Annotated in this window: 11 protein-coding genes; all 11 read left to right on the top strand. The window is 71.1% G+C overall.

Features of this window, described 5'->3' with window-relative positions; translation table 11 throughout:
- Positions 1-1,617 carry a carboxyl transferase domain-containing protein gene (locus tag ACZ42X_RS18325; RefSeq protein ID WP_468291212.1) on the top strand — a complete coding sequence of 539 codons (1,617 nt, stop codon included), beginning with the start codon at positions 1-3 and terminating at the stop codon, positions 1,615-1,617.
- A 7-nt stretch (positions 1,618-1,624) separates the two neighbouring features.
- The gene (locus tag ACZ42X_RS18320) at positions 1,625-3,565 is read left to right on the top strand and encodes an acetyl/propionyl/methylcrotonyl-CoA carboxylase subunit alpha (protein WP_468290702.1); all 1,941 of its coding nucleotides are present in this window, start codon (positions 1,625-1,627) and stop codon (positions 3,563-3,565) included.
- The gene (locus ACZ42X_RS18315) at positions 3,562-4,521 is read left to right on the top strand and encodes a hydroxymethylglutaryl-CoA lyase (protein ID WP_468290699.1); all 960 of its coding nucleotides are present in this window, start codon (positions 3,562-3,564) and stop codon (positions 4,519-4,521) included. The genes ACZ42X_RS18320 and ACZ42X_RS18315 overlap by 4 nt, the downstream gene beginning before the upstream one ends.
- 7 nt (positions 4,522-4,528) lie before the next feature.
- Positions 4,529-5,689: an acyl-CoA dehydrogenase family protein gene (locus ACZ42X_RS18310; protein ID WP_468290696.1), complete on the top strand. Its 1,161-nt coding sequence runs from the start codon at positions 4,529-4,531 to the stop codon at positions 5,687-5,689.
- Between the two features lie 66 nt (positions 5,690-5,755).
- A complete protein-coding gene (locus ACZ42X_RS18305; RefSeq protein ID WP_468290693.1) occupies positions 5,756-6,187 on the top strand; it encodes a hypothetical protein in 432 nt (143 codons plus the stop codon).
- Positions 6,188-6,252: 65 nt separating this feature from the next.
- Positions 6,253-7,302, top strand: a complete 1,050-nt coding sequence (locus tag ACZ42X_RS18300; protein WP_468290691.1) for an ABC transporter substrate-binding protein — start codon at positions 6,253-6,255, stop codon at positions 7,300-7,302.
- Between the two features lie 4 nt (positions 7,303-7,306).
- A complete protein-coding gene (locus tag ACZ42X_RS18295; RefSeq protein WP_468290688.1) occupies positions 7,307-8,170 on the top strand; it encodes a siderophore-interacting protein in 864 nt (287 codons plus the stop codon).
- Between the two features lie 279 nt (positions 8,171-8,449).
- Positions 8,450-9,892 carry a pyridoxal phosphate-dependent decarboxylase family protein gene (locus ACZ42X_RS18290; protein WP_468290685.1) on the top strand — a complete coding sequence of 481 codons (1,443 nt, stop codon included), beginning with the start codon at positions 8,450-8,452 and terminating at the stop codon, positions 9,890-9,892.
- Positions 9,876-11,147, top strand: coding sequence for a lysine N(6)-hydroxylase/L-ornithine N(5)-oxygenase family protein (locus ACZ42X_RS18285; RefSeq protein WP_468290682.1), 1,272 nt, complete (start codon positions 9,876-9,878; stop codon positions 11,145-11,147). The genes ACZ42X_RS18290 and ACZ42X_RS18285 overlap by 17 nt, the downstream gene beginning before the upstream one ends.
- The gene (locus tag ACZ42X_RS18280) at positions 11,144-11,713 is read left to right on the top strand and encodes a GNAT family N-acetyltransferase (RefSeq protein ID WP_468290679.1); all 570 of its coding nucleotides are present in this window, start codon (positions 11,144-11,146) and stop codon (positions 11,711-11,713) included. Before ACZ42X_RS18285 ends, ACZ42X_RS18280 begins: the two co-directional genes overlap by 4 nt.
- Positions 11,710-13,524 (top strand): IucA/IucC family protein, encoded by a 1,815-nt coding sequence (locus ACZ42X_RS18275; protein ID WP_468290676.1) that lies wholly within the window; start codon positions 11,710-11,712, stop codon positions 13,522-13,524. The genes ACZ42X_RS18280 and ACZ42X_RS18275 overlap by 4 nt, the downstream gene beginning before the upstream one ends.
- Positions 13,525-13,537: the final 13 nt, after the last annotated feature.

The following is a 13,537-nucleotide window of genomic DNA, read 5'->3' as shown; positions in this document are numbered from 1 at the left end:
ATGCAGCAGGCACCCGTGCTGACCAGCGCGGCTGATCCCGCCTCCGCGGCCTGGCAGGCCAACGAGGCCGCGCACCGCGAGCTCGTCGAGGATCTGCACGCCCGGCTGGCCGCCGCGCGGCTGGGCGGCGGCGAGAAGGCCCGGGCGCGGCACACCGCGCGCGGCAAGCTGCTGCCGCGCGAGCGGGTGGACACGCTGCTGGACCCGGGGTCGCCGTTCCTGGAGCTGGCGCCGCTCGCGGCGAACGGGATGTACGACGACCAGGCGCCGGCCGCCGGGGTGATCGCCGGCATCGGGCGGGTCGGCGGCCGCGAGGTGGTGGTCGTCGCGAACGACGCGACCGTCAAGGGCGGCACCTACTACCCGATGACGGTGAAGAAGCACCTGCGCGCGCAGGAGGTGGCGCTGGAGAACCGGCTGCCGTGCGTGTACCTGGTCGACTCGGGAGGCGCCTTCCTGCCGATGCAGGACGAGGTCTTCCCCGACCGCGAGCACTTCGGGCGGATCTTCTACAACCAGGCCCGCATGTCGGGCGCCGGGATCCCGCAGATCGCCGCCGTCCTCGGCTCCTGCACGGCCGGCGGTGCGTACGTCCCCGCGATGAGCGACGAGGCCGTGATCGTACGGAACCAGGGCACCATCTTCCTGGGCGGCCCGCCGCTGGTGAAGGCCGCCACGGGCGAGGTCGTCACGGCCGAGGAGCTCGGCGGCGGCGAGGTCCACTCCCGGGTCTCCGGGGTGACCGACCACCTCGCGGAGGACGACGCGCACGCGCTGCGGATCGTGCGGAACATCGTCGCGACCCTGCCGGAGCGCGCGCCGCTGCCGTGGTCCGTCGAGCCGGTCGAGGAGCCGAAGGTCGATCCGTACGGGCTGTACGGCGCGGTGCCGGTCGACCCGCGCACCCCGTACGACGCCCGGGAGGTCATCGCGCGGATCACCGACGGCTCGCGGTTCCAGGAGTTCAAGGCGGAGTTCGGGCAGACGCTGGTCACCGGGTTCGCCCGGATCCACGGCCACCCGGTCGGGATCGTCGCCAACAACGGCATCCTCTTCGCCGAGTCCGCCCAGAAGGGCGCCCACTTCATCGAGCTGTGCGACCAGCGCGGCATCCCGCTGCTGTTCCTGCAGAACATCTCCGGCTTCATGGTCGGCCGGGACTACGAGGCGGGCGGCATCGCCAAGCACGGCGCGAAGATGGTCACCGCCGTCGCCTGCACCCGCGTACCGAAGCTCACCGTCGTCGTCGGCGGCTCCTACGGCGCGGGCAACTACTCGATGTGCGGCCGGGCCTACTCGCCCCGCTTCCTGTGGATGTGGCCGAACGCCAAGATCTCCGTCATGGGCGGCGAGCAGGCCGCCTCCGTCCTCGCCACGGTCAAGCGCGACCAGCTGGAGGCGCGCGGCGAGCAGTGGCCGGCGGAGGACGAGGAGGCGTTCAAGGCGCCGATCCGCGGCCAGTACGAGCGGCAGGGCAACGCCTACTACGCGACGGCCCGGCTGTGGGACGACGGTGTGATCGACCCGCTGGAGACCCGCCAGGTGCTGGGTCTGGCCCTGACGGCTTGTGCCAACGCGCCGCTGGGTGACCCCCAGTTCGGCGTCTTCCGGATGTGAGGGTGGGATGTTCACGACTGTTCTTGTCGCCAACCGGGGCGAGATCGCGGTACGCGTGATCCGTACGCTGCGGGCCCTTGGTATCCGCTCGGTCGCCGTCTTCAGCGACGCGGACGCCGACGCCCGCCACGTACGGGAGGCCGACACGGCCGTACGCATCGGACCGCCCGCGGCGACCGACAGCTATCTGCGCGTCGACCGGCTCCTGGAGGCCGCCGCCCGCACCGGTGCCGAGGCCGTCCACCCCGGGTACGGCTTCCTCGCCGAGAACGCCGCCTTCGCCCGGGCCTGCCAGGACGCCGGACTCGTCTTCATCGGGCCGCCGGCCGAGGCCATCGCCCTGATGGGCGACAAGATCCGGGCCAAGGAGACCGTCAAGGCCGCCGGCGTCCCCGTAGTCCCCGGCTCCTCCGGCAGCGGGCTGAGCGACGGGGAACTGGCCGCCGCCGCCCGCGAGATCGGCATGCCCGTCCTGCTCAAGCCCTCGGCGGGCGGCGGCGGCAAGGGCATGCGCCTCACGCGCGTGGAGTCGGCCCTCCTGGACGAGATCGCGGCGGCCCGGCGCGAGGCGCGCGCCTCCTTCGGTGACGACACGCTCCTGGTGGAGCGGTGGATCGACCGGCCCCGGCACATCGAGATCCAGGTCCTGGCGGACGGCCACGGCAACGTCGTGCACCTCGGCGAGCGCGAGTGCTCCCTCCAGCGCCGCCACCAGAAGATCATCGAAGAGGCGCCGTCCGTCCTGCTGGACGAGAAGACCCGCGCGGCGATGGGCGAGGCGGCGGTCCAGGCGGCCCGCTCCTGCGGCTACCGCGGCGCGGGCACGGTCGAGTTCATCGTCCCGGGCGGCGACCCCTCCTCCTACTACTTCATGGAGATGAACACCCGCCTCCAGGTGGAGCACCCGGTCACCGAGCTGATCACGGGCGTGGACCTGGTGGAGTGGCAGCTGCGCGTCGCCGCCGGCGAGCCGCTCCCCTTCGCCCAGGAGGACATCACCCTCACCGGCCACTCCATCGAGGCCCGCCTCTGCGCCGAGGACCCTTCCCGCGGCTTCCTCCCCTCCGGCGGCACGGTGCTCGCGCTCGACGAGCCGCAGGGCGACGGCGTACGCACCGACTCGGGCCTGAGCGAGGGCACCGAGGTCTCCAGCCTGTACGACCCGATGCTGGCGAAGGTCATCGTCCACGCCGCCGACCGCCCCACCGCCCTGCGCAAGCTCCGCGCCGCCCTCGCGGACACCGTCACCCTCGGCGTGCCGACCAACGCCGGCTTCCTGCGGCGGCTGCTCGCCCACCCGGACGTCGTCGCGGGCGACCTCGACACGGGGCTGGTGGAGCGTGAGGTGGACGCCCTTGTTCCGGACGGCGTCCCGGAGGAGGTGTACGAGGCCGCCGCGGCGGTACGCGAGGCCCGGCTCCAGCCCCGGCCCGACGCCACCACCGGCTGGACCGACCCGTTCTCGGTGCCGAGCGGCTGGCGCCTCGGGGGGCAGTCGGCGCCGCTGACGCACTGGCTGCGCGTCGCGGGACACGAACCCGTTACTCACCGGACCCGGGGTCAGGCGCACGTCACCGAGGACCGGGTCACGGTCACCCTCGACGGCCTCACCCACACCTTCCGCCGCGCCGGCACCTGGCTCGGCCGCGACGGGGACAGCTGGAACGTCCTGGACCACGACCCCGTCGAGGCGTCCCTGAGCCGCGCCGCGCACGCGGGGGCCGACTCGCTCACCGCGCCCATGCCGGGCACGGTCACCGTCGTCAAGGTCGCCGTCGGCGACGAGGTCACCGCCGGGCAGGGCCTCGTGGTCGTGGAGGCGATGAAGATGGAGCACGTCATCTCCGCCCCCCACGACGGCACCGTCGCCGAGCTCGACGTCACCCCCGGCACCACCGTCGCCATGGACCAGGTGCTGGCCGTCGTCGTCCCGAGGGAGGAATCATGACGACCGGACCCGGGGCACTGCCCATGACCGTCCCCGCCCCCGGGCTGCCCGCCCGCGTGCGGATCCACGAGGTCGGCCCGCGCGACGGTCTGCAGAACGAGCAGGGCACCGTCCCCACCGAGGTGAAGGCCGAGTTCATCCGCCGCCTCGCCGCCGCGGGACTCACCACCGTCGAGGCCACCAGCTTCGTCCACCCCAAGTGGGTGCCCCAACTGGCGGACGCCGAGCAGCTGTTCCCGCTGGTCCGCGAGACCGGCGTACGCCTGCCGGTCCTCGTGCCGAACGAACGCGGGCTGGACCGGGCGCTGGCGCTCGGGGCGCGGGACGTCGCCGTGTTCGCGAGCGCCACCGAGTCCTTCGCGAAGGCCAACCTCAACCGCACCGTCGACGAGTCGCTCGCCATGTTCGCGCCGGTCGTCACCCGCGCCATAGAGGCGGGCCTGTCCGTGCGCGGCTACCTCTCCATGTGCTTCGGCGACCCGTGGGAGGGCCCCGTCCCCGTCGAGCAGGTCGTCCGGGTCGCCCGCCGCCTCAAGGACATGGGCTGCGACGAGCTGAGCCTGGGCGACACCATCGGCGTGGCCACCCCCGGCCACGTGCGGCGGCTCCTCACGGCCCTCAACGAGGCGCAGGTGCCCACCAGCGCCCTCGCCGTGCACTTCCACGACACGTACGGCCAGGCCCTGGCCAACACGCTCGCCGCGCTGCAGCACGGCGTGACGACGGTCGACGCCTCGGCGGGCGGCCTCGGCGGCTGCCCGTACGCCAAGTCCGCGACCGGCAACCTCGCCACCGAAGACCTCGTGTGGATGCTCCACGGCCTCGGCATCGACACCGGGGTCGACCTCGGCCGGCTCACCGCCACCAGCGTGTGGCTGGCCGGACACCTGGGCCGCCCGAGCCCCTCCCGTACCGTCCGCGCCCTCGCCGGCGCGGACGCCTCCCACAAGGAGTGACCGACCCATGTCCCTGGACCACCGGCTCTCACCGGAACACGAGGAACTGCGCCGCACCGTCGAGGAGTTCGCCCACGAGGTCGTCGCCCCGAAGATCGGGGACTTCTACGAGCGCCACGAGTTCCCGTACGAGATCGTCCGCGAGATGGGGCAGATGGGCCTGTTCGGCCTGCCCTTCCCCGAGGAGTACGGCGGCATGGGCGGCGACTACCTCGCGCTCGGCATCGCGCTGGAGGAGCTGGCGCGCGTCGACTCGTCCGTCGCCATCACCCTGGAGGCGGGCGTCTCGCTCGGCGCGATGCCGGTCTACCGCTTCGGCACCGAGGAGCAGAAGCGGGAGTGGCTGCCGCGGATGTGCAGCGGCGAGATCCTGGGCGCGTTCGGGCTCACGGAGCCGGGGTGCGGCTCGGACGCGGGCGGCACCCGTACGACGGCCGTGCGCGACGGCGACGAGTGGGTCGTCAACGGCAGCAAGTGCTTCATCACCAACTCCGGTACGGACATCACCGGCCTGGTCACGGTCACCGCCGTCACCGGCCGCACCCCGGAGGGCAAGCCGCTGATCTCGTCGATCATCGTCCCGTCCGGCACGCCGGGCTTCACGGTCGCCGCGCCGTACTCCAAGGTGGGGTGGAACGCCTCGGACACCCGCGAGCTGTCCTTCTCGGACGTCCGCGTCCCGGCGGCGAACCTGCTGGGCGAGGAGGGCCGCGGGTACGCGCAGTTCCTGCGGATACTGGACGAGGGCCGGATCGCCATCTCGGCGCTCGCCACCGGCCTCGCGCAGGGGTGCGTGGACGAGTCGGTGAAGTACGCCAAGGAGCGCGAGGCGTTCGGGCGGCCCATCGGCGACAACCAGGCCATCCAGTTCAAGCTCGCGGACATGGAGATGCGGGCCCACATGGCCCGGATCGGCTGGCGCGACGCCGCCTCGCGGCTCGTCCACGGTGAGCCGTTCAAGAAGGAGGCGGCCCTGGCGAAGCTGTACTCGTCGACGGTGGCGGTGGACAACGCCCGGGAGGCCACCCAGATCCACGGCGGATACGGCTTCATGAACGAGTATCCGGTCGCCCGCATGTGGCGGGACTCGAAGATCCTGGAGATCGGCGAGGGCACGAGCGAGGTGCAGCGCATGCTCATCGCCCGTGAACTGGGCTTCTCGGCCTGAGCCGGTCTCCGCGGGCAGCGCCTGCCCCCGTAGCCTGACCCCTCGGACGAAAACCGGGGGGAACAGGTGCATTTCGAGGCTGCTGTCAACATCATCGGCGTTCTGGCGCTGCCGATCGGCGTCGTGGCCCTGGTCACCTGGATGGTGGTCAGGGCCACGGCGGGCCATCCCTGGGCGCGTGCCGCGGTCCTCCTCGCGCTGGGCACGGGGCTGCTCTACCTCTGGGGCCTGGCGGGCCTGTTCACCTTCGACCGCCAGGAGTTCTGCACGCTGTCGCGAGGTCAGGAGTTCGCCCCCGACGAGGCCGGCCCGGACTCGCTGCTGCCGCTCTCGGCCCGGTGCAACGCGTCGTACGACCTGGTCCCCGGCTACGTGAACCCGGGCCTCGCGGTGGGGGCGGTGGGCACGGTGGTGTGCGTGGTGCTGGCCGTGCGTCAGAAGGTGCGGCAGGGGCGTGTGGCACGTGATGTGGCGGGGCCCACTCTGGACAACCGCTGAGGTTAGGCTAACCTACCCTCGAACTTGCCCAGTGGCCGAAACCGGCCGTACGAAAGCGATCCGCCATGCCCAGCAACGCACGAGCCACCCAATTCACCCGTCGCGGTCTGCTCGCCGCGGGCGGCGCCCTCGGGCTCGGCGCCGCGCTCGTGGCCTGCGGCGGCAAGGACGCGAAGAAGGACGACGCCAAGGACGGTGCCGCCAAGTCCGGCCCCTTCACCTTCAAGGACGACCGCGGCCAGACCGTCGAGCTGAAGGCCGCCCCGAAGAACATCGTCGCCTTCACCGGCATGGCCGCCGCGCTCCACGACTTCGGCGTCGAGGTCAAGGGCGTCTTCGGCCCGACGTACGTCGAGGACCCGAAGACCAAGAAGCGCGTGCCCGACGTCCAGGCCGGCGACCTCGACATCAACAAGGTCGCGGTCATCGGCAACGTCTGGGGCGAGTTCAAGATCGAGGAGTACCTCAAGCTCCAGCCCGAGCTGCTCATCACCGACATGTGGGAGAAGGACCAGCTCTGGTACGTCCCGGACGAGCAGAAGGCCAAGATCCTCAAGGTCGCGCCGGCCGTCGCCCTGTGGGCCGCCGACGCCACCATGCCCAAGGTGCTCCAGCGCCACGTCGACCTGGCCGAGGCGCTCGGCGCCGACGTCAAGGCGAAGAAGGTCCAGGACGACAAGGCCCGCTTCGAGAAGGCGGCCGCGCGGCTGCGCCAGGCCGCCAAGGCCAAGCCGGAGATCAAGGTCCTGATCGGTTCGGCCGCCGCCGACACGTTCTACGTCTCCGACCCGGCCCGCCCGTCCGACACGCTCTACTTCAAGGAGCTGGGCGTCAACCTGGTCGCGCCGACCAAGCTGGACGAGGGCGGCTGGTTCCAGAGCCTCAGCTGGGAGGAGGTCGACACGTACAAGGCCGACATCATCCTCCTGGACAACCGTTCCTCCCAGCTCCAGCCGGAGGCCCTGAAGTCGAAGCCGACCTGGGGTCAGCTGCCCGCCGTCAAGGCCGGCCAGGTCGTGCCGCGCGTGACCGAGCCCGTCTACTCGTACGCCAAGTGCGCCCCCATCCTGGAGGACCTCGCCAAGGCGATCGAGAACGCCAAGAAGGTGGCCTGACCCGATGACGACAGCCGAGACCGCCACCGTCCCGTTCCGCTTCTTCGCCCTGCGGGTCGCCCGGACGCGGCGGCTCGGCCCGTCGCTCGTCCGCGTCACCTTCACGGGGGCGTCGGAGGACGCGCTGAAAGGTTTCGCCTCCGGCGGCCGCGACCAGTCGCTCTCCCTCTTCCTGCCGCACCCGGGCCAGCCGGAGCCGGTCCTGCCGCCGCTGGACACCGAGGACCTGTACGCGGTCCTCGGCGCCTGGCGGGCCATGGACGACGACGTACGGGCCGTCATGCGCTCGTACACCGTGCGGGAGCAGCGCCGGGACGCGGGTGAGGTCGACATCGACTTCGCTCTTCATGAGGACGGCGGTCCGGCCTGCCGCTGGGCCCAGCAGGCGTCCGAGGGCGACCGCGTGGTCGTCCTCGGCCCCGCCGTCACCGACAACACCGGCGTGCGCTTCCGGCTCCCCGAGGACGCCGACGAGGTGCTGATCTGGGGCGACGAGACGGCGCTGCCCGCCGCCTCCGCCATCCTGGAGTCCCTGCCGGCGGGCCTGCGGGCGCGGGTCTGGCTCGAAGTGCCGTACGCCGCCGACCGCCTGGAGCTCGCGACGAAGGCGGACGCAACCGTCACCTGGCTCGTACGGGAGGAGGGCGCGCCCGCCGCCGTGGACGCCGTCCGCGCCGCCGAGCTGTCCGGCTCGTCGCCGTACGCCTGGATCGCGGGCGAGTCGGGGTCGGTCAAGGCCCTGCGCCGCCACTTGGTGAACGAGCGCGGGATCGACCGCCGCCGCGTGACCTTCGTCGGCTACTGGCGCAAGGGCATGAGCGAGGACGCGCTGCGCGAGACCCCGGAGACCTCCGAGGACGAGGCGTAGGCCGACCCACCCCGCCACGGCGGCTTGCGTCCGGGAGGTCCCGGGGCGGGCCGCCGTGGCGTAGCACTGCCCCGCGGCCCCTCGCGCCGCGCACACCCGCGGCCGCCCGCGCCGCACACGCGCCCCGGGCGGTGCAACGGCTGCGCCTGGTGCGCTATCTGAGGCCCTTGTGGCCGTTGGTGTTTCAACTGAGGTTAGGCTAACCTTACTAACCACACGGTTCCTCGCCCTCCTGTCCCCTGAGGGCCGATCAAGTCCCCGTACCCGGGAGGACATTCCATGCGCTCGCACCTGCTCAATGACGCAACCGCCGAGCAGTACCGGCGTTCCGTCACCGAAGGAGTCGAGCGGGTGGCGAACCGACTCGCCTCCACCCGGCGGCCGTTCACCGGCATCACGCCCGACGAGCTGGCCCCGCAGATCGCGGCGGTCGACCTCGACCAGCCGCTCGGCGACGCCACCGCCGCCCTCGACGAGCTGGAGAGCGTCTACCTCCGCGACGCCGTCTACTTCCACCACCCCCGTTACCTGGGCCACCTCAACTGCCCGGTCGTCATCCCGGCCGTCCTCGGCGAGGCCGTCCTCTCCGCCGTCAACTCCTCCCTCGACACCTGGGACCAGAGCGCCGGCGCCACCCTCATCGAGCGCAAGCTGATCGACTGGACGAACAGCCGCATCGGCCTCGGCCCCGCCGCCGACGGCGTCTTCACCAGCGGCGGCTCGCAGTCCAACTTCCAGGCGCTGCTCCTCGCCCGCGAGGAGGCCAAGACGGACGACCTGGCGAAACTGCGCGTCTTCACCTCCGAGTGCAGCCACTTCAGCGTCCAGAAGTCGGCCAAGCTCCTCGGCCTCTCCCCGCAGGCCGTCGTGTCGATCCCGACCGACCGCGACAAGCGCATGCAGTCCGTCGCCCTCGCCGCCGAGCTGGAGCTGTGCGCCGCCCAGGGCCTGACGCCCATGGCGATCGTCGCCACCGCCGGCACCACCGACTTCGGCTCCATCGACCCGCTCCCCGAGATCGCCGAGCTCGCCGCCCAGTACGGCGCCTGGATGCACGTCGACGCCGCGTACGGCTGCGGCCTGCTGGCCTCCCCGACCCGTCGCGGGCTCCTCGACGGCATCGAGCGCGCCGACTCCGTCACGGTCGACTACCACAAGTCCTTCTTCCAGCCGGTCAGTTCCTCGGCCGTGCTCGTGCGGGACGGGGCGACGCTGCGCCACGCGACGTACCACGCGGAGTACCTCAACCCGCGGCGCACCGTCGAGGAGAAGATCCCGAACCAGGTCGACAAGTCGCTCCAGACGACCCGCCGCTTCGACGCGCTCAAGCTGTGGATGACGCTGCGCGTCATGGGCGCCGACGGGGTCGGGCAGCTCTTCGACGAGGTCTGCGACCTGGCCGCCGCCGGCTGGGACCTGCTCGCCGCGGACCCGCGCTACGACGTCGTCGTCGAGCCGTCGCTGTCCACGCTGGTCTTCCGCTACGTCCCGGACGCCGTCACCTCCCCCGCGGAGATCGACCGCGCCAACCTCCACGCCCGCAAGGCGCTGTTCGCCTCGGGCGAGGCCGTCGTCGCCGGTACGAAGGTCGACGGCCGTCAGTACCTGAAGTTCACCCTGCTCAACCCCGAGACGACCGTGCACGACATCGCCGCCGTCCTCGACCTGATCGCCGGCCACGCCGAGCAGTACCTTGGAGAGAACCTTGTCCACGCCTCGTGACATCCACGACTTCATCGGTATCGGACTGGGTCCGTTCAACCTCGGCCTCGCCTGCCTCACCGAGCCGATCGACGAGCTGAACGGCGTCTTCCTGGAGTCCAAGCCGGACTTCGAGTGGCACTCGGGGATGTTCCTCGAAGGCGCCCACCTCCAGACGCCGTTCATGTCGGACCTGGTCACCCTCGCCGACCCGACGTCGCCGTACTCCTTCCTCCAGTACCTCAAGGAGAACGGCCGGCTGTACTCGTTCTACATCCGCGAGAACTTCTATCCGCTGCGCACCGAGTACAACGACTACTGCCGCTGGGCCGCCGCGAAGCTGAGCAGCATCCGCTTCGACACGACGGTCACGACGGTCGAGTACGACGACGAGGCCGGCCTCTACACGGTCCGCACCGAGGGTGGCGAAACGTTCCGCTCGCCCCGCCTCGTCCTGGGCACCGGCACCCCGCCGTACATCCCGGAGTCCTGCCAGGGCCTCGGCGGCGACTTCATCCACAACTCGCGCTACCTCCCGAACAAGGAAGCGCTGCAGAAGAAGAAGTCGATCACGCTCGTCGGCAGCGGTCAGAGCGCCGCCGAGATCTACTACGACCTGCTGAGCGAGATCGACGTCCACGGCTACCGGCTGAACTGGGTCACCCGCTCCCCGCGGTTCTTCCCGCTGGAGTACACCAAGCTCACGCTGGAGATGACGTCCCCGGACTACATCGACTACTTCCACGCCCTGCCGGAGACCACCCGCTACCGCCTGGAGGCGCAGCAGAAGGGCCTGTTCAAGGGCATCGACGGCGAGCTCATCGACGCGATCTTCGACCTGCTGTACCAGAAGAACCTCGGCGGCCCGGTCCAGACGCGCCTGCTCACCAACGCGTCGCTGAACTCGGCGGCGTACGAGAACGGCACCTACACCCTCGGGCTGCGCCAGGAGGAGCAGGGCAAGGACTTCGAGCTGGAGACCGAGGGCCTGATCCTGGCCACCGGCTACAAGTACGTCACCCCCGCCTTCCTGGAGCCGGTGCGCGACCGCATCCGCTGGGACGGGCAGGGCCGCTACGACGTCGCCCGCAACTACTCCATCGACACGACCGGCCGCGGCATCTTCCTGCAGAACGCCGGCGTGCACACCCACTCGATCACCAGCCCCGACCTGGGCATGGGCGCCTACCGCAACGCGTACATCATCGGCGAGCTGCTGGGCTCCGAGTACTACCCCATCGAGAAGTCCATCGCGTTCCAGGAGTTCGCCGTATGAGCACCACCAGCACCCTCAGCACCACCCGGTCGGTCGGGAGCTTCTCCTTCCGGCCGCTCGACCCCCTCGCCGACGCCGAGCTGGTCCACGGCTGGGTGACCCACCCCAAGGCGTCCTTCTGGCTGATGGCCGAGCACTCCGTCGCGGACGTCCAGCGCGACTACGCGGCCATCGCGGCCCACCCGCACCACGAAGCCTTCATCGGCCTCCACGACGGCGAGCCCGCCTTCCTCATGGAGCGGTACGACCCCTCGAAGGTCGAGCTGGTCGGGCTGTACGACGCCCGGCCCGGCGACGTCGGCATGCACTTCCTGGTCGCGCCCAGCGACATCCGGATCCACGGCTTCACGCGCGCCGTCATCACCGCCGTGATGGCGGAGCTCTTCCGCGACCCGGCGACGGAGCGGGTCGTCGTCGAGCCGGACGTCGCCAACAAGGCCGTCCACGCGCTCAACGAGGCCGTCGGCTTCGAGATCGTCGAGAAGATAGCCAAGCCGGAGAAGGACGCCTACCTCAGCGTCTGCACCCGCCAGCAGTTCCACGCCGCCGTGGGAGCCGCCCGATGAGCACCACGCACCCCATGAACCCCGTCGCGCACCTCACCCCCGAGCGCTGGGCCCAGGCCAACCGCCAGCTCATCCGCAAGGGCCTCGCCGAGTTCACCCACGAGCGCCTGCTCACCCCCGAGCCGCTCGGTGGGGGCACCTCCCAGGCCGAAGGCTCTGGGGGAGACCGCTACCGCGTCCGCACCGACGACGGCACGGCCGAGTACCGCTTCACCGCCCGCCGGTACGCCCTGGACCACTGGCAGGTGGAGGCCGACTCCATCAGCCTCCACCGGGACGGCGAGGAGCTCCCGCTCGACGCGCTGCGCTTCATCATCGAGCTGCGCGGCTCCCTCGGCCTGAGCGACGAGATCCTCCCGGTCTACCTGGAGGAGATCTCCTCCACCCTCTCCGGCACGGCCTACAAGGCGACCAAGCCGCAGGTCCCCGCCGCCGAGCTCGCCCAGGCCGACTTCCAGGCCGTCGAGACGGGCATGACCGAGGGCCACCCCTGCTTCGTCGCCAACAACGGCCGGCTCGGCTTCGGCATCGACGAGTACCACGCGTACGCCCCCGAGGCCGCGAGCCCGCTGCAGCTGGTGTGGCTGGCCGCGCGCCGCGACCGCACCACGTTCACGGCGGGCGCGGGCATCGACTACGAGGCCTTCATCCGCGCCGAGCTGGGCGACGCCACCGTCGACGGCTTCGCGAAGACCCTCGCCGACCTGGGCCTGGACTTCGCCGACTACCTGCTCATGCCGGTGCACCCCTGGCAGTGGTGGAACAAGCTGTCCGTCACCTTCGCCGCCGAGATCGCCCAGCGGCGGCTGGTCTTCCTCGGCGAGGGCGACGACCGCTACCTGGCCCAGCAGTCGATCCGCACCTTCTTCAACACCAGCGACCCGGCCAAGCACTACGTGAAGACGGCCATCTCCGTCCTCAACATGGGCTTCATGCGCGGCCTGTCCGCCGCGTACATGGAGGCCACCCCGGCCATCAACGACTGGCTGGCCACCCTCATCGCCGGCGACGACACCCTCCAGTCCGTCAGCTTCTCGATCATCCGCGAGCGCGCGGCGGTCGGCTACCGGCACCTGGAGTACGAGGCCGCCACCGACCGGTACTCGCCGTACCGCAAGATGCTCGCCGCGCTGTGGCGCGAGAGCCCGGTTCCGACCATCGCCGAGGGCCAGCGCCTCGCCACCATGGCGTCGCTGCTCCACGTCGACCACGCGGGCGCGTCGTTCGCGGGCGCGCTGATCGCCGAGTCGGGGCTCGCGCCGACCGAGTGGCTGCGCCGCTACCTGGACGCGTACCTGCTGCCGATCCTGCACACCTTCTACGCGTACGACCTCGCGTGGATGCCGCACGGCGAGAACGTCATCCTCGTCATCGAGGGCGGCGCGGTGCAGCGCGCGATCTTCAAGGACATCGCCGAGGAGATCGTGGTGATGGACCCGGACGCGGTGCTGCCGCCGGCGGTCGAGCGCATCCGGGTGGACGTGCCGGACGACACGAAGCTGCTGTCCGTCTTCACGGACGTCTTCGACTGCTTCTTCCGCTTCCTGGGCGCCACGCTCGCCGCCGAGGGCGTCCTGGACGAGGACGACTTCTGGCGCACGGTCGCCGCGTGCGTGAAGGCGTACCAGGCGTCGAAGCCGGAGCTGGCGGAGAAGTTCGCGCAGTACGACGTCTTCGCGGACGAGTTCACGCTGTCCTGCCTCAACCGGCTCCAGCTGCGCAACAACAAGCAGATGGTGGACCTGGCGGACCCGTCCGCCGCGCTGCAGTTCGTCGGCACGCTGAAGAACCCGCTGGCGCGGTTCAAGTAAACACAAGCCGGCC

The organism is Streptomyces sp. NPDC030862 (assembly GCF_055571835.1).
This window is presented reverse-complemented; position numbering and strand designations above follow the sequence as displayed.